This window comes from Streptomyces sp. NPDC088254 (assembly GCF_044740925.1).
GTDB lineage: Bacteria > Actinomycetota > Actinomycetes > Streptomycetales > Streptomycetaceae > Streptomyces.
This window is the reverse complement of record NZ_JBIURQ010000013.1, coordinates 231,146-257,248: the sequence shown is the minus strand read 5'-3', so window position 1 is coordinate 257,248 and position 26,103 is coordinate 231,146. Positions and strand designations below refer to the sequence as shown.

General features: G+C 73.0%; 16 protein-coding genes. 13 read left to right on the top strand and 3 right to left on the bottom strand.

Features of this window, described 5'->3' with window-relative positions; genetic code table 11:
• Positions 1–4 precede the first annotated feature (4 nt).
• The 6 genes from ACIOC0_RS33765 to moeZ all read left to right on the top strand — a co-directional run bounded on the left by ACIOC0_RS33765 (position 5) and on the right by moeZ (position 7,902).
• Complete coding sequence (locus ACIOC0_RS33765; protein ID WP_402159538.1) at positions 5–1,390, top strand: DUF3152 domain-containing protein; 1,386 nt, start codon at positions 5–7, stop codon at positions 1,388–1,390.
• 174 nt (positions 1,391–1,564) lie between these two features.
• Entirely contained in the window at positions 1,565–3,322 is a 1,758-nt protein-coding gene (locus tag ACIOC0_RS33760; RefSeq protein ID WP_402159536.1) for a DUF3492 domain-containing protein, read from the top strand.
• Entirely contained in the window at positions 3,319–4,716 is a 1,398-nt protein-coding gene (locus ACIOC0_RS33755) for a hypothetical protein (protein ID WP_402159534.1), read from the top strand. The genes ACIOC0_RS33760 and ACIOC0_RS33755 overlap by 4 nt, the downstream gene beginning before the upstream one ends.
• Positions 4,717–4,960: 244 nt before the next feature.
• Positions 4,961–5,923, top strand: a complete 963-nt coding sequence (locus ACIOC0_RS33750) for an NAD-dependent epimerase/dehydratase family protein (protein ID WP_402159532.1) — start codon at positions 4,961–4,963, stop codon at positions 5,921–5,923.
• Positions 5,911–6,660, top strand: a complete 750-nt coding sequence (locus tag ACIOC0_RS33745) for a spherulation-specific family 4 protein (protein WP_402159530.1) — start codon at positions 5,911–5,913, stop codon at positions 6,658–6,660. The genes ACIOC0_RS33750 and ACIOC0_RS33745 overlap by 13 nt, the downstream gene beginning before the upstream one ends.
• 63 nt (positions 6,661–6,723) lie before the next feature.
• Positions 6,724–7,902 carry an adenylyltransferase/sulfurtransferase MoeZ gene (gene moeZ / locus ACIOC0_RS33740; RefSeq protein WP_402159528.1) on the top strand — a complete coding sequence of 393 codons (1,179 nt, stop codon included), beginning with the start codon at positions 6,724–6,726 and terminating at the stop codon, positions 7,900–7,902.
• A 77-nt stretch (positions 7,903–7,979) separates the two neighbouring features.
• Here the strand turns inward: moeZ and ACIOC0_RS33735 are convergent, their stop codons facing one another.
• From ACIOC0_RS33735 to ACIOC0_RS33725, 3 genes are all read right to left on the bottom strand, one after another.
• On the bottom strand, positions 7,980–9,590 hold the full coding sequence (locus ACIOC0_RS33735) for an alpha/beta hydrolase (protein WP_402159527.1): 1,611 nt from the start codon (positions 9,588–9,590) through the stop codon (positions 7,980–7,982).
• A gap of 118 nt (positions 9,591–9,708) precedes the next feature.
• The gene (locus tag ACIOC0_RS33730) at positions 9,709–11,253 is read right to left on the bottom strand and encodes an alpha/beta hydrolase (RefSeq protein ID WP_402159525.1); all 1,545 of its coding nucleotides are present in this window, start codon (positions 11,251–11,253) and stop codon (positions 9,709–9,711) included.
• Positions 11,254–11,362: 109 nt separating this feature from the next.
• Entirely contained in the window at positions 11,363–14,104 is a 2,742-nt protein-coding gene (locus ACIOC0_RS33725) for a lysylphosphatidylglycerol synthase domain-containing protein (protein ID WP_402159523.1), read from the bottom strand.
• Positions 14,105–14,290: 186 nt separating this feature from the next.
• Here ACIOC0_RS33725 and ACIOC0_RS33720 point away from each other — a divergent pair, with 186 nt between their 5' ends.
• The 7 genes from ACIOC0_RS33720 to ACIOC0_RS33690 all read left to right on the top strand — a co-directional run bounded on the left by ACIOC0_RS33720 (position 14,291) and on the right by ACIOC0_RS33690 (position 25,946).
• Positions 14,291–14,701: an MGMT family protein gene (locus ACIOC0_RS33720; protein ID WP_402159521.1), complete on the top strand. Its 411-nt coding sequence runs from the start codon at positions 14,291–14,293 to the stop codon at positions 14,699–14,701.
• Between the two features lie 263 nt (positions 14,702–14,964).
• Positions 14,965–18,402 carry an ATP-dependent helicase gene (locus tag ACIOC0_RS33715; RefSeq protein WP_402159519.1) on the top strand — a complete coding sequence of 1,146 codons (3,438 nt, stop codon included), beginning with the start codon at positions 14,965–14,967 and terminating at the stop codon, positions 18,400–18,402.
• 106 nt (positions 18,403–18,508) lie between these two features.
• On the top strand, positions 18,509–22,120 hold the full coding sequence (locus ACIOC0_RS33710) for a UvrD-helicase domain-containing protein (RefSeq protein ID WP_402159517.1): 3,612 nt from the start codon (positions 18,509–18,511) through the stop codon (positions 22,118–22,120).
• A 10-nt stretch (positions 22,121–22,130) separates the two neighbouring features.
• On the top strand, positions 22,131–23,543 hold the full coding sequence (locus ACIOC0_RS33705) for a dipeptidase (protein WP_402159515.1): 1,413 nt from the start codon (positions 22,131–22,133) through the stop codon (positions 23,541–23,543).
• Between the two features lie 147 nt (positions 23,544–23,690).
• Positions 23,691–24,635, top strand: coding sequence for an NAD(+) diphosphatase (gene nudC, locus ACIOC0_RS33700; protein WP_402159513.1), 945 nt, complete (start codon positions 23,691–23,693; stop codon positions 24,633–24,635).
• 250 nt (positions 24,636–24,885) lie between these two features.
• On the top strand, positions 24,886–25,221 hold the full coding sequence (locus tag ACIOC0_RS33695; RefSeq protein ID WP_402159511.1) for an ArsR/SmtB family transcription factor: 336 nt from the start codon (positions 24,886–24,888) through the stop codon (positions 25,219–25,221).
• Positions 25,221–25,946, top strand: coding sequence for a cation transporter (locus tag ACIOC0_RS33690; RefSeq protein WP_402159509.1), 726 nt, complete (start codon positions 25,221–25,223; stop codon positions 25,944–25,946). Before ACIOC0_RS33695 ends, ACIOC0_RS33690 begins: the two co-directional genes overlap by 1 nt.
• Positions 25,947–26,103: the final 157 nt, after the last annotated feature.

The window sequence follows — 26,103 nt, the reverse complement described above, 5'->3', positions numbered from 1 at the left end:
GGACGTGGGACGGCACAGCCGACGGGGGCCGGTGCAGAGCAGCGCGCCGCGAGGTACGACCACCAGCGCCGAAGGGAGCGCCTCCACCGGGGCGCGCGGAGGGGTTTCGAAGACGGACGCGCGGGGCAGCCGCGATCAAGAAGCGGCGGGTCGGCCCGACGGCGGGACCCCCGCCCACGGCTCTCCCCCGCTTTCTGACAGACCCCCAGCCCACGGCTCGCCCAGGCTGCCCGAAGGCACTCCCGCGCACGGTTTCCCCCGGGTGGCTCGTGGCGATCACCCCGAGCAGCGGGAAGCCGGGGGAGCATGGGGTGAGTTGACGGGACGTCCGGCACAGGGTGCCGGGCCGCTGATCCCCCGTCAGCGACCGGCGTCCCCGGGCGGCCCCCGGCAGGACTACCTCGACGCATTTGAGGAGGACGACGTCTTCGCCCGCCGCAGGCCCCAGTCCGGCGCCGTCTCCTCGCACACGAGCGGCGACCCGTACGCCTCCGCCACCGAATGGGACCCGGACCCCCGTTCGGCCGACGGGGGCGAGGACGACGTGCCGCCCTCCGGCGCGCCCTCGGCCGGCAGGGGCGGCAAGGGGCGGGCCTTCACCGGCATCGCGGCCGCCGCCGTCACCACCGCGCTGGCGATCGTCGTCGCCGGACAGGTCACCGACGCGCGCGACGAGGACTCCGCCCGGTCGCAGACCGCCGCCGGCCAGTCCGCGCGCGACACCCGGGACTCCACCGGCCGGGGCGGCGGCCGCCCGGGCCCCTCCGCCGCGCTCCCCGAGGCGGCGCCGCTGACGTACGCGCAGCAGATGGACCGGAAGTACCCCCTCGGCGCCGAACTCGCCGGCTCGGGCAGGTTCGACGCCGTGCCCGGCATCGACAAGGCGCCCGGCGAGGGGCGCAAGTACACCTACCGCGTGGACGTCGAACAGGGACTCGGTCTCGACGCGGCGCTCTTCGCGCAGGCCGTGCAGAAGACGCTGAACGACCGGCGCAGCTGGGCGCACGACGGCGCACGCACCTTCGAACGCATCCACTCCGGCGAGCCCGACTTCGTCATCACCCTCGCCAGCCCGGGCACCACCGCCGAATGGTGTGCGAAGTCCGGTCTGGACACCACCATCGACAACGTCTCCTGCGACTCGGCCTCCACCGAACGCGTGATGATCAACGCCTACCGGTGGGCGCAGGGCTCGCAGACCTACGGCGACCAGATGTACGCCTACCGGCAGATGCTCATCAACCACGAGGTCGGCCACCGGCTCGGCTACAGCCATGTGACCTGCGACAAGAACGGCGACCTCGCGCCGGTCATGCAGCAGCAGACCAAGTTCCTGGAGCACGACGGGATCCGCTGCCTGCCCAACCCCTGGCCGTACCCCACGCAGTAGGTCCTCCCTAGCGGGGCACAACGCGTGCCGCGCGGGAAAGTTACGAGCATTCACCCCTTTTGGTGGTGCGACGGACAACCGTCCGTCGCACCACGTCCTCGTCCGCATACCTTCGTCCCGCTGTGAGCCGCCGACCAACGGCGGCTCCTCAAACGGGAGATCGGGGGTGCACACGTGCGCATCGGACTGCTTACGGAGGGTGGCTATCCGTATGTGGGCGGTGACACCGGACCCTGGTGCGACCGGCTCGTGCGAGGACTCGGACAGCACGAGTTCGCCCTCTTCGCCCTCAGCCGCAGCGAACGACAGGACACCGCCGGCCGGGTCGAACTGCCCTCGCAGGTCCGCAGCGTGCGCACGGCCCGGCTGTGGACGGCCGAGGACGACGGGGTCGCGTACGGCCGCCGCGCGCGCCGGCGGTTCACCGAGTGCTACGGCGAACTGGCGGCCGGGATCTCCGGGGCAGGCGCCCCGGACGTTCAGGCGGACCGTTTCGGCAGCGCGCTGTACGGGCTCGCCGAGCTGGCCCGCGACGAGGGCTCACTGGTGCGCGCACTCCGCTCGCAGGACGCGCTGCGCGCCCTGGAACGCGCCTGCCGCGCCCCCGGCGCGACGCGCACGGCCCGCGAGGCGCGCGTGCCCGAACTGCTCGCGGTGGCGGCGCATGTGGAACGCCTCCTGCGGCCCCTTTCGCTCGGCTGGTACGAGGAGGAGGGGGACGGGGGACGTGGTGAACGGGGTCGTGGGCACCGTGGGGGCCGCGGCGGGGGCGGCCTCGGCGCGGTCGACCTGTGCCACGCGACCTCCGGGGGAGCGGCCGCCCTGGTGGGACTGCTGGCGCGGCACTTCTTCGGCGTGCCCCTGGTGGTCACGGAGTACGGAGTGCGGCTGCGGTCGCACTACCTGAACTTCGAAGCGGTGGAGGCGTCAGGGGAGGGCGGCACGCACGCGGAGGGTGACGTCCTCGCCTCGGGGGTGACGTCCCCCGCGGTGCGGGCGCTCGTCACCGCCTTCCACGGGCGGCTCGCCGCCGAGGTGTACCGCCGGGCCGCCTGCCTCACGGCCGGCAACGCGCACGCCCGGCGCTGGCAGGAGCGATGCGGCGCCGACCGGGCCAAGCTGCGCACCGTCCACCCCGGCATGGACGCCGCACCCTTCGCCGAAGTGGGCGACTCCCCTGACGCCGCCGACCCGCGCACCCTCGTCTGGGTCGGGCGCGTGGAGCCGGCGAAGGACCTGGTGTCCCTGCTGCACGCGTTCGCCGAGGTGCGCCGGGAGGAGCCCCCGACACGACTGCGGATCATCGGCGCGCCGAGCGGACCGGAGGGCCGGGCGTATCTCGGCCACTGCCGTGCGCTGGCCGCGCAGCTCTTCCCCGACGAGGCGGAGGGACCGCACTGCGTCGGCGACAACCCGGTGTCCTTCGAGGACCTCGGCCACCCGGGTGCGCCCGGCCTCGCCGAGGCGTACGCGGCGGGCGCGGTCGTCGTTCTCTCCAGCGTCGTCGAGGGCTTCCCGGCCGGCCTGGTCGAGGCGATGTTCTGCGGGCGGGCGACCGTGTCGACGGACGTCGGCGCGGTGGTCGAGGTCATCGGCGGCACGGGACTGGTCGTGCCGCCGCGCAATCCGAAGGCGCTCGCCGACGCCTGCGTCGCGCTGCTGCGCGATCCCGAGCGCCGTGCGCGCCTGGGCGCGGCCGCCCGCGCACGCGCCCTGGAACTGTTCACGGTCGAGCAGAACGTCACGGCGTTCCACGACATCTACCTGGAGACCGTCTCCCGCACCCCCGTGCACCGTGCCGCCTTCGACGGCCCCGGTGAGCCCAGGCCCTTCGCCGTCCCGGCCGAGGCCCGACTCGCGGGCCCCTGGACGGGCTCACGCAAGCGTGACGCGGCCGCGGGGCGGGGCGCCGCGGCCGAGGGGGCGCGATGAGCGACCTCGGCGAACTGGACCACCCCGGCACACCGGCGACCCCGGGTTCCGTCGCGGGGGCATGGGTCGACCGATCGGAGGAGTGGCTCGCCCCGAAGGGCGAGACCGTCGAAGACACCGCCCCGGAGGACGCGCTCTCCGCGGGCGTGGCCCCGGAGGGCGGGGCGGAACCGTGCTCCGAGCGGCCCGCCGACGGCACGGGAGCGGTGGGGGAGCCGCCCTTACCCGCGCCCGCTCTCGCCTCTGGGCCGGCAGTTTCCTCTGCGCCGGCAACCGCGCCTGCGTCGGAAGCCGCCCCCCGTCGCGGTGCCGGCGACCCCGTCAAGGCGTTGATGCACCGCCACCGTGACCTCTGTGAGCGCGCCGTCGACCCGCTGGAGATCGCCGCCGGTCTCGAGGCGCACGGGATGACCGACCGGACGGCTGCCCGCTTCCGGCACCGGGACGTCTTCTCCCTCGCGGAGGAGATGTACGCCCGCGTCCCACGCGACGGCGACCGCCCCCCGCGCCCCGCCCTCACCACCACGCCCCGCGCCCGCTCCGACTGGGCGCTGCTCACCCTCCTGCCCGGTGCCCTGTGCGCCGCTACCGTCACCGGACTGCGCCTGACCGACGGCCAGACGCGCCTCAGCCTGGCGACCGCGGGCGCCCTCGCCGTCCTCCTCGCCCTGCGCGCGGCACTGCGCCGAGGCCCGCTGAGCCCGCACGGCCACGCGCACCCCGGCTCACTCGGCGCCGCTGGCTGGACCTGCGCGCTGCTCGCCCACGCGGCCCTCGGCGACGGACTCCTGCGCGCCGCCATGAACGGCGGCCCCGACGGTCTGCCCACCGGGGCGACCGACGGCCCCTGGCCGCTCACCCTCGCACCTCCGCTGACCCTAGTCCTGGCCTGCGCCCCCGCCGCGTGGAGCGCGCACCTCCTCGCCGTGGGCGCCCGCCGCCGTCTGGAGGCCAGCCGGAGCCTGGAGGAGTTCACCGCCTCCGTGCGTCCCCTGGTGTTCGGCGTGTTCGCCCTGTTCCTGTGCGCCCTCACCGCCCTGACCGGACTCTGCGCCAAGGCCCTCGGAGAGACCGCCCACCACCCCCGGACCCTCACCCTCGGCATGCTGCTCTTCCTCGCCCGCCTCCTCGTGGTGCACGGCTCGCCACGGCTCCCGGTGCTTCTCCTCGGCGCCGCGAGCGCCGCCGAGACGATCGCCGTGGCCACTGTCTTCACGGGCCGTCTGCCCGGCTGCGGTTTCCTCGCCGTGCCCGTCGAGACCCTCGTCGCCGCGTGGGGACCGGCCGGCGTACCCATCCTCACCTGCGGTGCGGCCGCGCTGGCCCTTCTGATCCACGCGAGCCGCACGCTCCCCAGGGCGTCCGCCCACGCGCGAACGGACCAGCCGTGCTGACACCGAGCCGCCCCGGCCGCGGCGCCCTCCCGGGCCCGGCCGCCCCACGACCTCCGCGCGCAGCGCCACCCCCACCGTGCACGGACCGCACGACGCACGCGCTCCTCCATCCACGCGACACCCGAAGGAGAGACCAGATGACCACCTCCCGATCCGGAGCGACCGGGACCGCCGGGGCCCCGGCGGCCGCAGGCGCCCTCGCGGCCACGGGAACGACCGGAGCGCACACCCCGGGAGCCGCACGATGAGAGTCCTGCTGATCGGAGCCAACGGCTACGTCGGGCGCTTCGTCGCCGACCGTCTGCTCGCCGACCCGGCCGTCCAGCTCACCGCGCTCGGCCGCGGCGACGACGCGGACGTTCGCTTCGACCTCGCGACCGGCAGCCCCGGCGCGCTCACCCGCTTCCTCGACGCGGTCCACCCCCAGGTCGTCGTCAACTGCGCGGGCGCCACCCGCGGCGGCGCCCGCGAACTCACCCGCCACAACACTGTCGCCGTCGCCACCGTCTGCGAGGCTCTGCGCCGCAGCGGCTGCGGCGCACGGCTCGTCCAGATCGGCTGCGGCGCCGAGTACGGCCCGAGCCAGCCCGGCTCCTCCACGGCCGAGGACGCCGTCCCCCGTCCCGGCGGCCCGTACGGCGTCAGCAAACTCGCCGCCACCGAACTCGTCCTCGGCTCCGGCCTCGACGCGGTGGTGCTCCGGGTCTTCTCGCCCGCCGGGCCCGGCACCCCCGCCGGCTCGCCGCTCGGCCGGCTCGCCGAGGCCATGCGCCGTGCCATGCAGTCCGGCGACGGGGAGCTCAAACTCGGCGGACTCGGGACCCAGCGCGACTTCGTCGACGTCCGCGACGTCGCCCGCGCCGTGCACGCCGCCTCCCTCTCCGCCGCGCAGGGCGTCATCAACATCGGCTCCGGCCGCGCCGTCCGGCTGCGCGACGCCGCAGCGATCCTCGCGCGCGTGGCCGGATACGGCGGCGCCCTCCACGAGCTCGACGGCCCGCCCGGCGGCCACTTCCGGCCGCCCATCGGCCACCCCCGCGCCGACGCCGACCACGCGGTCCCGGTCGCGTACCCGTACCCCGACGGCTGCGGCAGCTGGCAGCAGGCCGATGTGCGCACCGCGCGCGACCGGCTCGGCTGGCGGCCGCGGATCAACCTGGAGGAGTCCCTCGCCGACATCTGGATGGAGGCCGCGTGTCGTATCTGACCGGTGCCCCGGCGGGCGCCGCGGACACCGACGTACGCACCGGCTTCGGCGTGCCCGGCATCGCGCACCCCCTCCTCGCGCAGGCCGAGTGGGACGAACTCACCCGCCCCGGCAGAAGCCTGCACTGGGTCGTCCTCGACGTCGCCGGCGGCCCCGGCGTCCGCCCCGACCCGCACTGCCTCGAAGCCGCCGGCCGGCTCCGCAACGCCGGCGTCCGCGTTGTGGGCCACCTCGACCTCGCCCACGGCGCCCGCGCCCTGCCCGAGGTCGTCTCCGACGCGCAACGGCACGTCGACTGGTACCAGGTCGACGGCTTCTTCCTGGACCGCTGCCCGTCCGACCGCACGGCGCTCCCCGGGATCCGCCGCACGGTCAGCACCCTGCGCACGCTCCGCGAGAGCCCCCACATCGTTCTCGGCCACGGCATCCACCCCTACCCGGGCTACGCCGAGAACGCCGACCAGCTCGTCACCTTCTCCGGTTCGTGGAGCGACTACCGCTGGTCGCAGGCGGCGGAGTGGACCGCCGCCTACCCGCCCGAGCACTTCTGCCACTTCGTCCACGGCGTGCCCCGAGCACACCTGGAGGAGGCGCTGCGCATCGCCCGCTGGCACGGCGCGGCGACCATCTGGTTCACCGACCGCGGCGACGGCGGCGGACTGACCGACCCCTGGGAGACCATGCCCGGCTACTGGGACGAGATCGTCTCGCGGATCGGAACAGGTGTCTCGGAATGAAGAAGCCCATGGCAGTGTTACGAGGAGAACAACCGTAGTGATTGACCGACCAACGGAGTCCCCGTGTCGCTGCCACCCCTGGTCGAGCCGGCCGCCGAGCTCACCGTAGACGAGGTCCGCCGGTACTCCCGCCACCTGATCATCCCCGACGTCGGGATGGACGGGCAGAAGCGGCTGAAGAACGCCAAGGTGCTGTGTGTCGGCGCCGGCGGCCTGGGCTCGCCGGCGCTGATGTACCTGGCCGCGGCGGGCGTGGGCACGCTCGGCATCGTGGAGTTCGACGAGGTGGACGAGTCCAATCTGCAGCGTCAGATCATCCACAGCCAGGCCGACATCGGCCGCTCCAAGGCTGAGTCCGCGCGCGACTCCGTCCTCGGCATCAACCCGTACGTCAACGTGGTCCTTCACGAGGAGCGGCTCGAGGCCGACAACGTGATGGACATCTTCGGCCAGTACGACCTGATCGTCGACGGCACGGACAACTTCGCGACCCGCTACCTGGTCAACGACGCGTGCGTGCTGCTGAACAAGCCGTACGTGTGGGGGTCGATCTACCGCTTCGACGGCCAGGCGTCCGTGTTCTGGTCGGAGCACGGCCCCTGCTACCGCTGCCTCTACCCGGAGCCCCCGCCCCCCGGCATGGTCCCCTCCTGCGCCGAGGGCGGCGTGCTCGGCGTGCTGTGCGCGTCCATCGGCTCCATCCAGGTCAACGAGGCCATCAAGCTCCTCGCGGGCATCGGCGAGCCGCTGGTCGGCCGCCTGATGATCTACGACGCCCTGGAGATGCAGTACCGCCAGGTCAAGGTCCGCAAGGACCCGGACTGCGCGGTCTGCGGCGAGAACGCGACCGTCACCGAGCTCATCGACTACGAGGCCTTCTGCGGCGTCGTCTCCGAGGAGGCCCAGGAAGCGGCCGCCGGCTCGACGATCACTCCCAAGCAGCTCAAGGAGTGGATCGACGACGGCGAGAACCTCGAGATCATCGACGTCCGCGAGCCGAACGAGTACGAGATCGTCTCCATCCCGGGCGCCACGCTGATCCCGAAGAACGAGTTCCTCATGGGCACCGCCCTGCAGAGCCTGCCCCAGGACAAGAAGATCGTCTTGCACTGCAAGACAGGTGTCCGCAGTGCGGAAGTCCTCGCGGTCCTGAAGTCCGCGGGCTTCGCGGACGCGGTGCACGTCGGCGGCGGCGTGATCGGCTGGGTCAACCAGATCGAGCCGGACAAGCCGGTCTACTGACCGGCCGGCCGATCCGGCCCATCGGTTCCGGCGGCGGGGGTTTCGCGCACCACGGGTGTGTGGGACCCCCGCCGTCGTCATGAGCAGACCGTGCCGTCCTTCGGCGTCTTGCCGTTCAGCAGATAGCCGTTCACCGCCGAGTCGACGCAGCTGCTCCCGCTCCCGTAGGCGCCGCGCCCCTCGCCCTTCCACGTGAGCAACACCCCGACGCCCCGGCCGAGTTCGTCCGCCATCCTGCGAGCCCCCTCGTACGGTGTCGCCGGGTCCCCGGTGTTGCCGACCAGCAGGATCGGTGCCGAGCCCGCCGCGCTCACCTCCGGTGTGTCGAACTGGCCCGCCACCGGCCAGTCGTGGCACCACCCGGCCGTGTCCCAGCCGAGGAACGAGCCGAACACGGGGGAGATCCTCTCGAACTCCGGCAGCAGCCTCTTCGTCTCCTCGACCGTCGGCCGCTGCCTGTCGTCCAAGCACGATATGAGCCGTTGCGCGTGGTTCGATGTGCCGTAGTGCCCGTCGGCGTCGCGGTCGTTGTAGGCGTCGGCGAGGCGCAGCAGCTCCGAGCCGTCGCCCTGGTAGGCCGATTTGAGGGCGCTGGTCAGACTGGGCCAGGCCGCCTCGCTGTACAGCGGCACCACGATGCCGATGACCGCGAGCGTCTGTGTGAGCGTGCGTCCGGACGAGGTCGGCAGCGGCTCGGAGTCGATCCGCTTCAAGAGCGCGGCGATCTTCTCGCTGCCCCGCCTCGGGTCCTGGCCGGTCGACCTGAGGTAGTTGTCGAGCGCCAACTGGAAGCCCTTGGCCTGGTTCTTGGCGTGGCCCACGGTGTCGGCGGTCGGGTCGACCACCGCGTCGAGGACCACGCGGCCCACGTTCTTCGGGAACAAGTGGGCGTAGACGCCGCCCAGTTCGGTGCCGTAGGAGATGCCGAAGTAGTGCAGCTCGTCGTCGCCGAGGACCTGGCGCATCAGGTCCATGTCGCGGGCCGTGTCGGTGGTGGAGACATGGGCCGTCTTCTTCCCGGCGGCCTTCCGGCATCCCTGGGCGAAGTCGGAGGCGTCCTTCAGGAACGCCCGTTCCTCGGCCGCGTCGTCAGGGGTGGAGTCGACGGCCTCGGCTGCCTGGATCTGCTTGTCGCCGCGGCAGCGGACCCCGTCCTGCGCGCCGACACCGCGTGGGTCCCAGCTGACCAGGTCGTAGCCCTCGTGCAGCGAGGACACCGCGGAGGCGTACGACGGCATCGTCGACACACCCGATCCGCCCGGGCCGCCGAAGTTGAACAGCAGCGAGCCGATGCGGTCCTCGTCCTTGCCCTTGGCCTTGGACCGGATCAGTGCGAGGCCGATCGTCTCGCCGTCGGGCCGGGCCCAGTCGAGGGGGACCTTCAGCGTCGCGCATTGCCAGTCGTCGCCTGGTGCGGGGGCGCCCTCGGTGGAGCGGCATCGCCCCCAGTCTGGTTTCTGCGAGGTGAGGGACGTGGGCAGCGCCGACGCCGGTGCGGCGCCGCCGTCGGGCACGGTGGCGGACGGGCGGGCGCGGTCCTTCGCCTTCTCGCCGCCACCTCCCTTGCCGTCGGACGACGAGCCGCCGCCGCAGCCCGTCACCAGCAGCGCGGTGGCCGCCCCCAACGCCGTCCAACGGGCAGACCGCCGCCCCGTCCACCGCGCCGTCCACCGTGTGAAAAGCCTCATGCCTCTTCCCCCCTCACAAGCCGTCCGACTGTGTCCGCGAACGGCGGTCATGCCATGGTAGGCGGATCACCGCCGACCCGTCGGAGCCTGTGGATAACTCTCTGACCTGCGACTTTGCTTAGGAGCAGATGGTTCCCGCCGGCGGCACCCGTCCGTCCAGCAGGTATCCGTCGACCGCCCGCTGCACGCATTTGTTCTTGCTGTCGTAGGCGCCGTGTCCCTGTCCCCGGTAGGTCAGCTCCACGCCGACGCCCTTGCCCAGCGCGTCCACCATCTTCCGCGCGCCCTCGTACGGAGTGGCCGGGTCACCGGTGTTGCCCACGACGAGGATCGGGGCCGAGCCGGGAGCGCTGACGTCGGGATGGTCGGCCGCGCCCGGCACCGCCCAGTCCGTACAGCTGACCATGCTCCAGGCCAGGAAGTCCCCGAACAGTGGGGAGGCGGCGCGGAACTCCGGCAGCTTGGCCTGCACGAAGTCGGGCGAGTAACGCGGCTTGTCGTCGGCGCAGTTGATCGACACGTTGGCGGCGGCGATGTTGCTGTACTCGCCGTTCTCGCTGCGGCCGTTCATCGAGTCGGACAGCAGCATCAGGGTCCTGCCGTCCCCGTCGTAGGCCTGCTCCAGCCCTTCGGTCAGGTACTCCCAGAAGTCCTTCGAGTACAGAGCCTGCGCGATGCCGTTGGTCGCGGCGCTCTGGGTCAGCTCTCGGGGGAAGATCCCCGGGATCGGCTTGCTGTCGAGGTCCTTCAGCAAGCGGGCGATCTTGTCCTTGACGTCCTGCGCGGTGTCGCCGATGGGGCAGTCCTCGACCTTCGACGTGCAGTCCTCGGCGAAGTTGTCGAGTGCGAGCTGGAAGCCCTGGGCCTGCCCCAGCGAGCCCTGCTCGGGCGTCTGCGTCGGGTCGACGACCGCGTCGAACACGGCCCGCCCGACCCGTTGGGGGAAGAGGTGGGCGTAGACGCCGCCGAGTTCGGTGCCGTAGGAGATGCCGAAGTAGTGCAGCTTGTCGTCGCCGAGGACCTGGCGCATGAGGTCCATGTCACGGGCCGCGTCGGTGGTGCGCACGTGCGGCAGCATCGTCTTCGAGTTCTTCTCGCAGGCGCCGTTGAACTCCTGGACGTTGTCCACGTAGGAGGTGCGCTCGGCGGCGTCGTCCGGTGTCATGTCCTGCTGGAAGTAGGCGTCGAGCTGCTGGTCGTTCTCGCAGCGCACGCCGGCGCTGCGGCCGACGCCTCGGGGGTCGAAGCTGACCAGGTCGTAGCGGGTGCGCAGGGTCGCGTAGTCCTCGGCGAACGCGGGCAGGGTGGCGACGCCCGAGCCGCCGGGGCCGCCGAAGTTGAACACCAGGGAGCCGATCCGCCGGCTCGCCTCGCCGCTGGCCCGGGCCCGGATCAGCGCGATGCCGATCGTGTCGCCCTTCGGCTTGGCCCAGTCCAGCGGCGCCCGCATCGTGGCGCACTGCCAGGTGCCGCCGTCGGGCAGTGGGGACGGCGCGCTGCCGCCGCCCTCCGCCGGCGACGGCGCCGGGCAGTCCTCCCACCGCAGTTCCTGCGCCGACAGGTCCGCCTGCGGGGAGTCGCCGCCGCAGCCCGCCACCAGGCACGACGACACAAGGACGGCGACGGTCAGGGCGGCGGCGCGCACACGGGAGGGATTCGGCATGCTCCCATCCTGAGGTGGCGCGGAAGCACGCGCGCGGGACGCGGTCCGTACGAGGTACGGGTGGCCGGTGGCTTCGTGGTGCGCGACGCCCTCACGCCGACGCGTCGCCTCAGAGGGCGCCCTTGCGGGTCAGATGGTTGAAGGCCAGCCAGCCCGGCAACACCGGGATCCACAGCGTGAGCAGCCGGAACAGCAGGACGGCCGGCGCGGCGACCTCCTTGGGCAGGCCGACCGCGATGAGACCGACGGTCAGGGTCGCCTCGACCGCGCCGACACCGCCCGGCGTCGGGGCGGCCGAGCCGAGCGCGTTGCCCGCGAGGAAGACGACGGCGACGCTGGCGATGCTGATCGAGGCGTCCTGGTCGCCGAACGCGCGGATCGACGCGTCCAGGCACATCACGAAGCAGGCGGTGAGCAGCAGCATGCCGCCGATGCCGGTGACGAGCTTCTGCGGTCGCTGGAGCACGTCCAGCATGCGCGGCACGACCCCGGCGAACAGCGACCTCACGCGCGTGACGACGAACTTCCGCAGGAACGGCACCGAGGTGACCACGAGCACCAGCACCGCCACCGTCAGCAGGCCCGCGATCACGGTGCGGGACGGCGACAGCGACGGCGTCTTCTCGGTGCCGGTGAGGTAGCCGAACGACAGCAGCATCAGGATGTGGCAGCCGAGCCCGAACAGCTGCGAGGCACCCACGCTCGCTACCGCGAGCCCCGGCCGCACGCCCGCACGCTGCAGGAAGCGCGTGTTCAGGGCGACCCCTCCGACGGCGGCCGGCGCCACGATCTTCACGAAGGACCCCGCCACCTGCGCCGCCACCGTGCGCGGGAACGGCACCCGCTCCGGCACGAACCCCAGCAGGCTCATCGCCGCGGCGACATAGCTGAGTGCCGAGAACAGCACCGCCGCGGCGACCCATCCCCACTCCGCGTTGGCGACGAGTGGGCCGAACTCGATGTGCGTGAGCTGCGTCAGCAGGAAGTACGCGCCGATGGCGCCGGCGATGAAGCTGATCAGGGTGCGCGGACGCACCCGCTCCAGCCGGGCCGGCTCGACCGGCGCCTGGGGCCGGATCCGCAGCACCTCGTGCCGGATCTGCGTCAGCAGATCCTCCTCGCGGGCCTCCTCCAGCGCCTCGTCGATGGCCCGCTTCTCGGCCCGCGCCTCCGCGCGCTCGACCTTCTTGGCGGACTTCTCCAAGGTCACCGCGGGAGCGTCGCCCGCGGCCTCCTGGCGGTCCAGCTTGGCCTGCTGGGAGGCCTCCAGCACGGCGTCACGCTCGCGCTGCGCCCGCTCCCGGGCCAGTCTGCGCAGCGTCGCGCGGGTGGAGCGGCTGAGCGCGATGGGCTGGAGCATCGGCAGACAGTCGGCGACGGCGTCGGGACCGAGCACGCCCACCGCCGAGGCGACCGCGCGCTCCGCGCCCACCCGCAGGCCGAGCGTCACCAGCAGTTGCGAGGTGTCCATGCGCAGCAGCAGGTCACCGGCCGCGATCTCGCCGACCCGGAGGTCGGTGAGGATCACCGTGCCGGAACGATCCACCAGGATCGCGTCGCCCACCAGTCTGCGGTGCGCGATCCGCCGGGACTGCAGGGCGCGCACCTGGTGCCAGGCGTCGCGCAGCAGGTCGTCGGTGATCTCCTCGTCCGGCAGCGAGTCCAGGGTGCGGCCGCCGGTGTGCTCGTAGATGAGCATCACGGCGTCCGGACCCAGCTCGGAGGTCGCGATCAGCTTGGGCGCGTTGGCGCCGGCCGCGATGGCCGCGTAGGCGAGCAGCGCTTCCTGCTCCAGTGCCTGGCGCAACGACTGAAGGCTGCTGCGGGTGGCGAAACCGCGCAGCGTCAGATTGCGCCACGCGCGGTAGAAGAAGCCCTGCGCCTGCTGCTCACGGTCGACCACCGTGACGTCCAGCGGCGGGCCGTCCTCCAGGGTGACGAAGTAGCGCCGCCCTCGGTCGCCGGTCTCCGGGGTGTCGGCGACCTCCTGGCGGGCCGCGCTGACCGGGCGGAAGCCGACGTGCCGCAGTCCCGCCATCAGGGTCCGGCCGGTGGGGCGGACGTTCGGCGAGCCGACGGCGTACAGGGTGCCGTACGCCACCGTCCAGCCGATCAGCACCGTCAGGATGATCGAGAACGGGGTCGTGTAGCCGGTGACCAGCATCGAGAAGGCGTCGAGGAGCAGCACGATCCACAGCACGGCCCGCCATCGCGGCCGGCGCGACATGCCGACGGCCGTCATGTAGGCGATGACGGGCGCGAGGTAGCCGTGCACGGGGTCGGTGAGAGCGGTGATGTCGCCGGGGGAGGGCTGGGTGAGCGCCTCTTGGATCGAGTCCGGGGCCGCCTTGGCCACCCACAGGTCGGTGGCGAGGGTCACCCCGTGTGCGAGGACGGCCGCGAGCACGCCGTCGGCGATGCGCAGCCCGTCCCGTTTGATCAGCCGTTCGATGGCGAAGGCGACCGGGACCAGCAGGATCGCGATGCTGGACGCCAGGCCGGCGATCTTGATGAGGAGATCGGGGGCCTGCCCCGTGCCCTTGTTGATGTCCTGTTCGAGGCCGGAGGTCGTCCCGTGGGCGAAGGCGGCGATGGCGATCAGGACGATCACGCCGAGGACGCCCACCAGGAGCCGCATGAGGTCGGAGGGGCGGTGCACGCGCGCGGGGAGCAGCGGCTCGTCGCCCTCGACCTCGTCGATGTGCGTCACTTCGACGAGCTCGGGGTCCTGGCCCGCCGTCTTTTCCGCGAGCGCTTTCGCGTTCTGCTCCGCCTTTCGCGCGGGGTCCGGGCGCGACGCAGCGTCAGAGGTGCCCTCTGCTCCCTCGGGACGCACACCCTGCTGCTTCATCGTCTCTTCTTGGTCTCGTATCACCGGTCACCGCCCGCACGATGGTGGCATGCCGCACCGACACACGGGGGCATCAGGGTGCAAATACGGGATCGCACAGTCTGCCCGAAGCGTCGCCTTCGGGCGAGAGTCACTCACCGTCGACCGGCGGTCGCGTTGTCGGTGGCGTGCGGCAGGATGGGAGGGGTGAGCGAGCTGAGCCTCCCGGACGACGCCCGCGCGGAACACGAAGCCACCCGCGCGGAGCACCCGGACGACGCGCTGCCCGAGTACGCCGAGCGGGTTCTCGAAGTGGCCGAGTCCATCCCGCCCGCCCGGGTCATGACGTACGGGGACGTCGCCGAGTGGCTGGGGGAGGGCGGCCCCCGGCAGGTCGGCCGGGTGATGGCCCTCTACGGCGGCGCCGTCCCGTGGTGGCGTGTGGTGCGCGCCGACGGGGTGCTCCTGCCGGGCCACGAGCTGCGGGCCCTGGACCGCTACCGCGCGGAGGGCACGCCGCTCAAAGAGGCGAGCAGAACCGCGGAGGGCCATCTGCCGCGCCTCGACATGAGACGCGCGCGATGGGACGGCGCCGAACGTGCGGAGGGTCACACCTGACAGCTTCCGCCATGAACCGTGCCGTGCGGGAGCCTGTGGCCCGTTCGGGGGAATCGGGGCACGCCGTCGGCATGGCGTACGTTCGACAGGCGTGGGACATGCGTGGCCCGCGGGCCGTGCGGGGCACGAGGGACGAAGCGGAAGTAACCCCTCCGGTCGCCCTGTCGGCGTAGCGTCGACCGCGCGCGTCCCCCTCATCCCCCGACCACCGCTCTCCCCGAGCGGCGCTCCGACCAGCACAACCACCAGGACCGGCGAACCACGTGAGCTCCTCTTCCTCCACCAGGCGCCTGTCGCACTCTCCGGTGCGACAGGGGAGTCGTGGCGCTTACCGACTGGTACGTACCCCGCCGGCCCCCGTCGATCCCCCTCGTCTTGACGCCGCCCAGCGCTCCGTGGTTGACCACACCACCGGTCCGCTGCTCGTCCTCGCGGGGCCGGGCACCGGGAAGACCACCACCCTCGTCGAGTCCGTCGCCGCCCGCGTCGCCCGCGGCGCGGACCCCGCGCGCATCCTCGTGCTCACCTTCAGCCGCAAGGCCGCCGTCGAACTCCGCGACCGCATGGCGCTGCGCATGGGAGCCGCCCGCGCCCCTCAGGCGACCACTTTCCACTCGTACTGCTACGCCCTGGTCCGCGCTCACCAGGACAGCGACCTGTTCGCCGAGCCGCTGCGACTGTTGTCCGGCCCGGAGCAGGACGTGGCCGTCCGCCAGCTGCTCGAGGGCCAGATCGACCTGCAACGCCTCGGCCTCACACACGTGCGCTGGCCGGACGAGCTGCGCGCGTGCCTCACCACGCGCGGCTTCGCCGACGAGGTCCGCGCGGTGCTCGCCCGCACCCGCGAACTCGGTCTCGGCCCCGACGCCCTGGACGCCTTCGCGGGCCGCACCGGCCGGCCCGACTGGCAGGCCGCGGCGGCCTTCCTCGCCGAGTACCTCGACGTCCTCGACCTGCACGGCGTGATCGACTACGCCGAACTCGTCCACCGCGCGGTCCTCCTCGCGCACCGCCCCGAGGTCGCCCAGCGGCTCGCCGCCCAGTACGACGCCGTCTACGTCGACGAGTACCAGGACACCGACCCCGCCCAGGTGCGGCTGCTCGACGCCCTCGCCGGCGGCGGTCGCACCCTCGTCGCCCTCGGCGACCCCGACCAGTCGATCTACGCCTTCCGGGGCGCCGACGTGAACGGCATCCTGGACTTCCCCCAGGCCTTCCCGCGCCTCGACGGCCGCCCGGCCCCCGTCGAGGTCCTGCGGACCTCCCGGCGCTCCGGGGCCGCCCTGCTGGCGGCCACCCGGCTGCTCACCCAGCGGATGCCCCTGACACGGCTCCCCGCCCAGAAGGTCCGCGCCCACCGCGAACTCGCCCCCGTGCGCGAGGGCGGCCGCGTCGAGGTGTACACGTACCCGACGGCCGGCACCGAGCTGGACAACATCGCCGACATCCTGCGCCGCGCGCACCTCGAGGACGGCGTGCCCTGGGGCGAGATGGCCGTCCTCGTGCGCGCGGGCGCACGCACCATCCCGACGGTCCGCCGCGCCCTGACGGCCGCCGGCGTCCCCCTCGACATCGACGGCGACGACCTCCCCCTCCGCCACGAACCGGCGGTCGCCCCCCTGCTCACGGCACTGCGCGCGGTGGCGATGGCCGAAGCGGGCGCCACGGCGGCGGAGACGGGCGCCACGGCGTCCGAGGCGAGCACCGCGGCGTCCGAGGCGAGCACCGCGGCGGCGCGGGACACCGCCCCGCCGTCGGGTGACGGGACCGACGACGGGGCAGCCGCGCCCCGCGGCGGCACCGTCCCGGACTGGCTCGACGTCGAGACCGCCCTCACGCTCCTCGCCTCCCCCCTCGCCGGCATGGACGCCGCCGACCTGCGTCGCCTCGGACGCGCCCTGCGCGAGGAGGAGCGCGCCGCCGGCGACCCGCTGCCGCCGCCCTCCGACGAACTGCTCGCGCGGGCTCTCGCCGAGCCGGAACGGCTGATCACCCATGACCCCGCCTACGCCCGCGGAGCGCAACGCCTCGGCGCGCTGCTGCGCAAGGCACGCGAGCGGCTCGCCGGCGGCGGCACCGCCGAGGAAGCGCTGTGGGACCTCTGGGAGGGCACCCCCTGGCCCACCCGACTGGAACGGGCCGTCCGGCGCGGCGGCGCGGCCGGCCGCAACGCCGACCGCGACCTGGACGCCGTGTGCGCCCTGTTCGCCACCGCCGCGCGCGCTGAGGAACGCACCGGAGGCCGGGGCGCCCTGAACTTCCTCGCCGAGATCGAGGCCGAGGACATCGCCGCCGACACCCTCACCCGGCGCGCCGTGCGCCCCGACGCCGTCCGCCTGATGACCGCGCACCGCGCCAAGGGCCTGGAGTGGAGCCTGGTCGTCGTGGCCGGCGTCCAGGAGGGGCTGTGGCCGGACCTGCGCCGCCGCGGCTCCCTCCTGGAAGCCGACCGCATCGGCCGCGACGGACTCGCCGAACCGCTCACTCCCGGCGCCCTGCTCGCCGAGGAACGCCGCCTCTTCTACGTCGCCGCCACACGCGCGCGTGACCGCCTCGTCGTCACCGCGGTGAAGGCCCCCGCCGACGACGGCGACCAGCCCTCCCGCTTCCTCACCGAACTCGGCGTCGAACCCAAGGACGTCACCGGCCGCCCCCGCCGCCCCCTGTCCGTCGCCGCGCTGGTCGCCGAACTGCGCGCCACGACGGTCGACCCGCGCGCGTCCGCCGCCCTCAGGGAGGCCGCCGCCCGCCGCCTGGCCCGCCTCGCCGCGCTCAGCGACGAGGACGGCCGGCCGCTGGCCCCGTCGGCGCACCCCTACCGCTGGTGGGGCATGTTCGACCCGACCGAGAGCAAGGTGCCGCTGCGCGACCGCGACCGGCCCGTGGCCCTGTCCGGCAGCGCGCTGGACCAGCTCGCCAACACCTGCGCCCTCCAGTGGTTCCTCGGCCGCGAGGTGAAGGCCGACGCCCCCGCCACCGCCGCCCAGGGCTTCGGCAACGTCGTGCACGTCCTCGCCGACGAGGTCGCCTCCGGGCACACCCCCGCCGACCTCGCAGTCCTCATGGAGCGCCTCGAGTCGGTGTGGAACGCGCTCGCCTTCGACGCGCCCTGGAAGTCGGACCAGGAGAAGGCCAACGCGCGCGCTGCCCTCGAACGCTTCCTGACATGGCACGTCGACTCGGGCGGCCTGCGCGCCGGCCGCACACCGGTGGCCAGCGAGCACGACTTCGACGTCACCCTGGAGGCGGGCGAGTACGAGGTGCGCATCCGCGGCCAGATGGACCGCGTCGAGACCGACGCCGAGGGCCGCGCCTACGTCGTCGACTTCAAGACCGGCAAACACGCGCCCACCGCGCGCGAGGTGGAACGCCACCCCCAGCTCGCCGTCTACCAGCTCGCCGTCCGCGAGGGCGCCGTCGACGACGCCTTCGACGGGGCCCGCCCCCAGCCGGGCGGCGCCGAACTCGTCCACCTGCGCCAGGGAGCCGCCAAACGGGACGGCGGCGACCGCCTGCCCAAGGTCCAGGCCCAGGAAGTCCTCGAAGGAACCGCTGGAGAGTGGGTCGGCGACCTGCTCGCCACCGCCGCCGGAAAGGTCCTCGACGAGCGGTTCACGCCCACCGCGGGGCAGCACTGCACCCACTGCGCCTTCCGGGCGTCATGCAGCGCCCGCCCTGAAGGACGCCACGTCGTGGAGTGAACACACCGGTGTGATGGACCGCACCACACCTGCTGACCTGCGCTTTCCGGCGCGACAGCGGGCGGTTCGTCATCGACTGTCAGTGCCCGCCGCTAGCCTTCGCCACATGCCAGCCCGCATCACCGACCCCGAGCAGCTCAAGGAGCTCCTCGGCATCCCCTTCACCCCGGAGCAGACGGCCTGCATCACCGCGCCGCCCGCCCCGCAGGTGATCGTGGCCGGCGCCGGCTCCGGCAAGACGACGGTGATGGCCGCGCGCGTGGTGTGGCTCGTCGGCACCGGACAGGTCGCCCCCGAACAGGTCCTCGGCCTCACCTTCACCAACAAGGCCGCCGGCGAACTCGCCGAACGCGTCCGCAGGGCGCTGGTCAAAGCCGGCGTCACCGACCCCGACGTCATCGACCCGGACAACCCGCCTGGCGAGCCGGTCATCTCCACCTACCACTCCTTCGCCGGCCGGCTGCTCACCGACCACGGCCTGCGCATCGGTCTGGAGCCGACCTCCCGGCTGCTCGCCGACGCCACCCGCTACCAGCTCGCCGCCCGCGTGCTGCGCGAGGCGCCCGGCCCCTACCCCGCGCTCACCCGCTCCTTCGCCGACCTGGTCAGCGACCTCCTCGCCCTCGACGCCGAACTCGCCGAGCACCTCGTCGCCCCCGAGGACCTGCGCGCATGGGACGCCGAACTCCTGCACACCCTGGAAGGCGCGAAACTCAGCAACGCCGACCTGCGCAAGGTGCCCGACGCCGCGGCGGCCCGACGCGAACTCACCGAACTCGTGCGCCGCTACCGGGCCGCCAAGCGCGAACGCGACCTGCTCGACTTCGGCGACCAGATCGCCCTGGCGGCACGACTCGCCCAGGTCCCCGAAGTCGGCCGGCTCCTGCGGGAGGAGTTCCGCGTCGTCCTCCTGGACGAATACCAGGACACCTCCGTGGCCCAGCGCATCCTGCTCGCCGGCCTCTTCGGCGGCGGCACCGGCCACCCCGTCACCGCCGTGGGCGACCCTTGCCAGGCGATCTACGGCTGGCGCGGCGCCTCCGTCGCCAACCTCGACGACTTCCCCGAGCACTTCGCCCACGCCGACGGCCGCCCCGCCACCCGCCAGGCCCTCAGCGAGAACCGCCGCAGCGGCGGCCGTCTGCTCGACCTCGCCAACGGCCTCGCCGAGCCCTTGCGCGCCATGCACGCGGGCGTGGAAGCCCTGCGCCCCGCCCCGGGCGCCGAACGCGACGGACTCGTGCGCTGCGCTCTCCTGGCCACCCACGCCGAGGAGATCGCCTGGATCGCCGACTCCGTCGCCCACCTGGTCGCCACCGGCAAGGCGCCCGGCGAGATCGCCGTCCTGTGCCGCACCGCCACCGACTTCGCGGAGATCCAGGGCGCACTCGTCGCCCGGGACGTCCCCGTGGAAGTCGTGGGCCTCTCCGGGCTGCTGCACCTGCCGGAGGTCGCCGACCTCGTCGCCGTCTGCGAGGTCCTCCAGGACCCCGGCGCCAACGCCTCCCTGGTGCGCCTGCTCACCGGCCCGCGCTGGCGCATCGGCCCACGCGACCTCGCCCTCCTCGGGCGGCGGGCCCGGCTGCTGGTGACCCACGCGCGCGTGGACGACGCGGACGACCCCGACCGACGCCTCGCCCAAGCCGTCGAAGGCGTCGACCCCTCCGAAGTGATCTCGCTCGCCGACGCCCTCGACACCTTCCTGGAATCACCCCTCCACAACACCGCGGGCACCGGCGGCGACGACGGGCTGCCCTTCTCGCAGGACGCGCGCGTACGCTTCGCCCGGCTCGCCGCCGAACTGCGCGACCTGCGCCGATCCCTGGCCGACCCCCTGATGGACGTCCTGCACCGCGTCCTCGCCGTCACCGGCCTCGAGGTGGAACTGTCGGCCTCCCCGCACGCCCTGGCCGCCCGCCGACGTGAGACCCTGTCGAACTTCCTGGACATCGCCGCCTCCTTCGCCGCCGGCGAGAACGAGGCCAGCCTTCTCGCGTTCCTCGGTTTCCTGCGCACCGCCGCCCAGTACGAGAAGGGCCTCGACAACGCGCTGCCCGGTGGCGAGAACACCGTCAAGGTCCTCACCGCGCACAAGTCCAAGGGCCTGGAGTGGGACGTCGTCGCCGTCCCCGGCCTGGTCGACGGCACCTTCCCCAGTGGTCAGGGCCGCGAGAAGTGGACCGCCCAGGCCAAGGTGCTGCCGCACGCGCTGCGCGGCGACGCCGACACGCTCCCCGACATCCAGGACTGGGACTCGCGCGGCATGAAGGCCTTCCACGAGGCCATGAAGGAGCACCAGCACACCGAGGAACTCCGTCTCGGCTACGTCACCTTCACCCGCCCCCGCTCGCTGCTCCTGGGATCCGGCCACTGGTGGGGCCCCAACCAGAAGAAGCCCCGTGGCCCCTCCGCCTTCCTCCAGGCCCTCCACGACCACTGCGCGGCCGGCCACGGCGAGATCGAGGCCTGGGCCGACGAACCCGACGACGACGCCGAGAACCCAGCCCTCCACCACGCCGCCGCCGACCACGCCTGGCCGCTGCCCCTGGACGCCGATGCCCTGGCCCGCCGCCGCGCCGCCGCCGCGACCGTCCTCGCCCACCTGGACGCCCTCGCCGCCCGCACACACCACCAGCCGGACACCGCGCCCGACGACCGGCGCGACATCGCCGCGCACGGCCCCGAGACCACCGACCACCCGGAGTGGCCGCCGCCGGACGAGGACCCAGCCCACGACGAACCGCCCCACGAGGAAACCCTCTACGACGAACCGCCGTACGACGAAGCCGGCGACCCCTTCGAGGACGACGGGCCCGACGGCTCCGGCGAAGCCCCCGTCCACTGGGAGGACGAGTGGACCCCGGCCCGCCCCACCGTTCCGCACCAGGCCCCGCCGCCCGAACAGCCCGCCGCCCGCCCCCACCCGCCCGAGCCGCGCCGCACCCGCCTCACCCCCGAGGAAGCCCGCACCATCGCCTCCTGGGACCGCGACCTCGACGCCCTCACCGGAGAGCTCCAGCGCGCCCGGCAGAGCGTCACCGACGTGCCCCTGCCCGCCACACTGACCGCCTCCCAACTGCTGCGCCTCGCAGCCGACCCGGACGGCTTCGCCCAGGAACTCGCCCGCCCCATGCCCCTGCCGCCGCAACCCGCCGCCCGCCGCGGCACCCGCTTCCACGCCTGGGTCGAAGCCCGCTTCGAAGAACTCACCCTCCCCCTGCTCGAACCGGACGAACTGCCCGGCGGGGACGCCGAGATCACCGACGAACGGGACCTGGAGGCACTCAAGGACGCCTTCGAACGCACCGAGTACGCCCGCCGCACCCCTCACCGCGTCGAAGCGCCCTTCCAGCTGACCCTCGCCGGCCGCGTCATCCGCGGCCGCATCGACGCCGTCTACAAAGAGGGCGACGACGAGACGGCCACCTACGAGATCGTCGACTGGAAGACCAACCGGGGGCGCACCGCCGACCCCCTTCAGCTCGCGCTGTACCGGCTCGCCTGGGCCGAGCAGCAGGGCGTGCCCGTGGAATCCGTCACAGCGGCCTTCGTGTACGTGCGCACCGGAGAGGTCGTCCACCCCGAAGAACTGCCGGACCGAGCCGCGCTGGAGCGCCTGTTGACGCAGGACGAAGCCGCCGAGGACCATCCCGGACAGCCCTCCGCGCGTGAGAGGCGTGCACAACCGCCCGGAGAGGATGTCGGCGCGGGCCGATAGGCTCGTGACCATGAGCCATCCCGTTGACAGTGCCGTCAGCGCCGTCCGCACGCACGTCGAGCGGCACCGTGCCGCCTTCCTCGACGACCTCGCCGAGTGGCTGCGCATCCCGTCGGTGTCGGCCCAGCCGGACCACGCACCCGACGTACGGCGCAGCGCGGACTGGCTCGCCGCGAAACTGAAGGAGAACGGCTTCCCCACTGCCGAGGTGTGGCGCACGCCCGGCGCCCCCGCCGTCTACGCGGAGTGGCCCTCGGGCGACCCTCAGGCGCCCACGGTCCTCGTCTACGGCCACCACGACGTGCAGCCCGCCGCCCGCGAGGACGGCTGGGACAGCGACCCCTTCGAGCCCGTCGTCCGCGACGACCGCCTCTACGCGCGCGGGGCCGCCGACGACAAGGGACAGGTCTTCTTCCACACCCTGGGCGTACGCGCCCACCTCGCCGCCACCGGCCGCACCGCCCCCGCCGTCAACCTCAAACTGTTGATCGAGGGCGAGGAGGAGTCCGGCTCCCCGAACTTCCGCGCCCTCGTCGAGGACAACGCCGGACGGCTCGCCGCCGACGCCGTCATCGTCTCCGACACCGGCATGTGGTCCGAGGACACACCCACGGTGTGCACCGGCATGCGCGGTCTCGCCGAGTGCGAGATCCGCCTCTTCGGCCCCGACCAGGACATCCACTCCGGCTCCTTCGGCGGTGCCGTGCCCAACCCGGCCACCGCCGTCGCCCGCCTCGTCGCCGCCCTCCACGACGAACACGCACGCGTGGCCGTCCCCGGCTTCTACGACGGAATCGTCGAACTCACCGACCGCGAACGCGAACTCTTCGCCGAACTGCCCTTCGACGAGCAGCGGTGGCTGCGCACCGCCAAGTCCCACGCCGCCCACGGCGAAGCCGGACACACCACCCTGGAGCGCGTCTGGGCCCGCCCCACCGCCGAGGTCAACGGCATCGGCGGTGGCTACCAGGGCCCCGGCAGCAAGACGATCATCCCGTCCTCGGCCTTCGTGAAGCTGTCCTTCCGGCTCGTCGCCGGACAGGACCCCGACCAGGTCGAGAAAGCCGTACGCGCCTGGGCCGACGCGCAGGTGCCCGCCGGGATCCGGCACGAGATCACCTTCAGCCCCGCCACCCGGCCGTGTCTGACCCCGCTGGACCACCCCGCACTCCAGGCCGTCGTCCGCGCCATGGGCCGCGCCTTCGAAAGCCCTGTCCGCTTCACCCGCGAGGGCGGCTCGGGTCCCGCCGCCGACCTCCAGGAAGTCCTGGGCGCTCCCGTGCTCTTTCTGGGCATCTCCGTCCCCTCCGACGGCTGGCACGCCCCGAACGAGAAGGTCGAGCTGAGCCTGCTCCTCAAGGGAGTCGAGACCGCCGCGCACCTCTGGGGCGACCTCGCCGAGACTTGGCGCCGTGCACCCTGACGACGTCACCCGATCCGGAGCGGCACCACGCGCGGGGCACACGGGGAGAACCGCCCCGCGCCACCGCTCCCGGCCCGGTCGCCCGCCGCACGTTCTGCTGAACCGCCCGCCCAGACCACCGCTCAACCGGGGGAGTTGGAAGCACCAGTGACCACCTGGACCGACCAGAACGCCGACCGGCCCGTCTCACTCACAGCGCCGAGCGGCATCGACCGGGCCGCCCACCACCGGCTCGACGAGGCCTGGCTCGCCGCGGCGTGGAGCCACCCCACGACGCGTTGCTTCGTCGTCTCCGGCGGCCAGGTCCTCCTCGACGAGACGTCCGACGGGCGCACCGAGCTCGTCATGACCCCGTCCTTCGAAGCACCCCTCACCGAGGCGCACCGGTACTTCCTCGGCACCGACGAGGACGGCGTCAGCTACTTCGCCCTCCAGAAGGACGCGCTGCCCGGCCGTATCGATCAGTCCGCCCGCCCGGCCGGCCTGCGCGAGGCCGGACTGCTGCTGTCCCCGCGGGACGTCGGTCTGATGGTGCACGCCGTCGGCCTGGAGAACTGGCAGCGCACCCACCGCTTCTGCTCCCGCTGCGGGGAGCGCACGGTCATCGCCGCCGCCGGCCACATCCGCCGCTGCCCGGCGTGCGGCGCCGAACACTACCCGCGCACCGACCCCGCGGTGATCATGGCCGTGACGGACGAGGAGGACCGCATCCTGCTCGGCCGCCAGGTCCACTGGCCCGAGGGCCGCTTCTCCACCCTCGCCGGTTTCGTCGAGCCCGGCGAGTCCATAGAGCAGGCCGTGCGCCGCGAGGTCTTCGAGGAGGTCGGCGTCAGCGTCGGCCGGGTCGACTACATCGCCAGCCAGCCCTGGCCGTTCCCGTCCAGCCTGATGCTGGGCTTCACGGCCCGCGCCACCTCCACCGACATCCAGGTCGACGGCGACGAGATCCACGAGGCCCGCTGGTTCTCCCGCGACGAACTGGGCGCCGCCTTCGAATCCGGCGAGGTCCAGCCGCCCTACGGCATCTCCATCGCGGCCCGCCTGATCGAACTCTGGTACGGCAAGCCCCTGCCGACCCGCAGCTTCCTGTGACCCGGCACGACGTGACACGCCGCACGGGCTGACAGGACACAGAGAAGGCGGCCCCCGAACCCTCGGGGACCGCCCTCCTCACACCGCCGTGAGCGAAACGCAGCGCACACGCATCAGCAAGCGGGCGGACGCGGAGGAAATAGCGCCGCCCAAGGGGGGCGCTGCCGCGCCCCGCAGGTAGATCCGCTTGCCGAAGCACGCCCAACGATCCACGATTCCCTGAATTCAGGACTGCGTGTACCGTCGTGTTGTGTTGACTGTTGCCTCCGACATCGAAGTGCTGGCCCGGTTCGGTCGCGCACTCGCCGACCCGATCCGCTGCCGCATCCTGCTCGCCCTGCGTGAAGCCCCTGCTCACCCCGCCGAACTCGCCGACACGCTCGGCATCTCCCGTACGCGGCTGTCGAACCATCTGGCCTGCCTCCGCGACTGCGGCTTGGTCGTTGCCATCCCCGACGGACGCCGTACCCGCTACGAACTCGCCGATGAACGCCTCGGCCGCGCACTCGACGACCTTCGCGCCGCAGTGGTGGCCGTCGAGACCGACCGCACGTGCGTTGACGCTGACGACAAGGGGTGCTGCTGATGACCGCGGTTTCCCTCGGCCCCTCCCCAGCCCGCCGCGATGCGCTCACCCGGCGAATACGTCTGCTCGTCGCAGCCGCCATCACCTACAACGTCATCGAAGCGATCGTTGCCATCACCGCTGGCACGATCGCTTCCTCCACTGCCCTGGTCGGCTTCGGCTTGGACTCCGTCATCGAGGTTTCCTCGGCCGCCGCCGTCGCCTGGCAGTTCTCCGCCACCGACCAGGCCGTACGCGAGGCTCGCGAGAGGACCACGCTGCGGATCATCGCCGTCTCGTTCTTCGTGCTCGCCGCCTACGTGACTGTTGACGCCGCCCGAGCGCTCGCCGGCACTGGGGAGGCTGAGCGTTCGATCCCCGGCATCGTGCTGGCGGCGCTCTCCGTTGCCGTGATGCCGTTCCTGTCTGCTGCCCAACGCCGTGCAGGGCGAGAACTCGGCTCCGCCTCAGCCGTCGCAGACTCGAAGCAGACCCTTCTGTGCACGTACCTGTCGGCCGTACTGCTCGTCGGCCTGGTCCTCAACGCCACCCTCGGCTGGTCCTGGGCTGACCCGATCGCCGCTCTGGTCATCGCCGCCATCGCGGTCAAGGAAGGCCGCGACGCATGGCATGGCAAGGGATGCTGCGCCCCACCCGCCGCATCGATCCCGGCTGCGGACGCCGCTGCGAGCGACGCCTGCGGCTGCCGTCCCGGCTGCGACTGCCACTCCTGCGACGCAGCATGATCAAGGTGCCTTGGGCGCTGGCAGGCGGGCAGGCGGACGGATGGACCGGGGCCGACATGCAAGAGGGCGCAGCGGTACTGGAAGCGCGAGTCAGGGCAGTTGTCGAGGCTCCGGCATGACTGCCGGAGCCGCGCAGCACTGGCAGGAAACCTTCTGT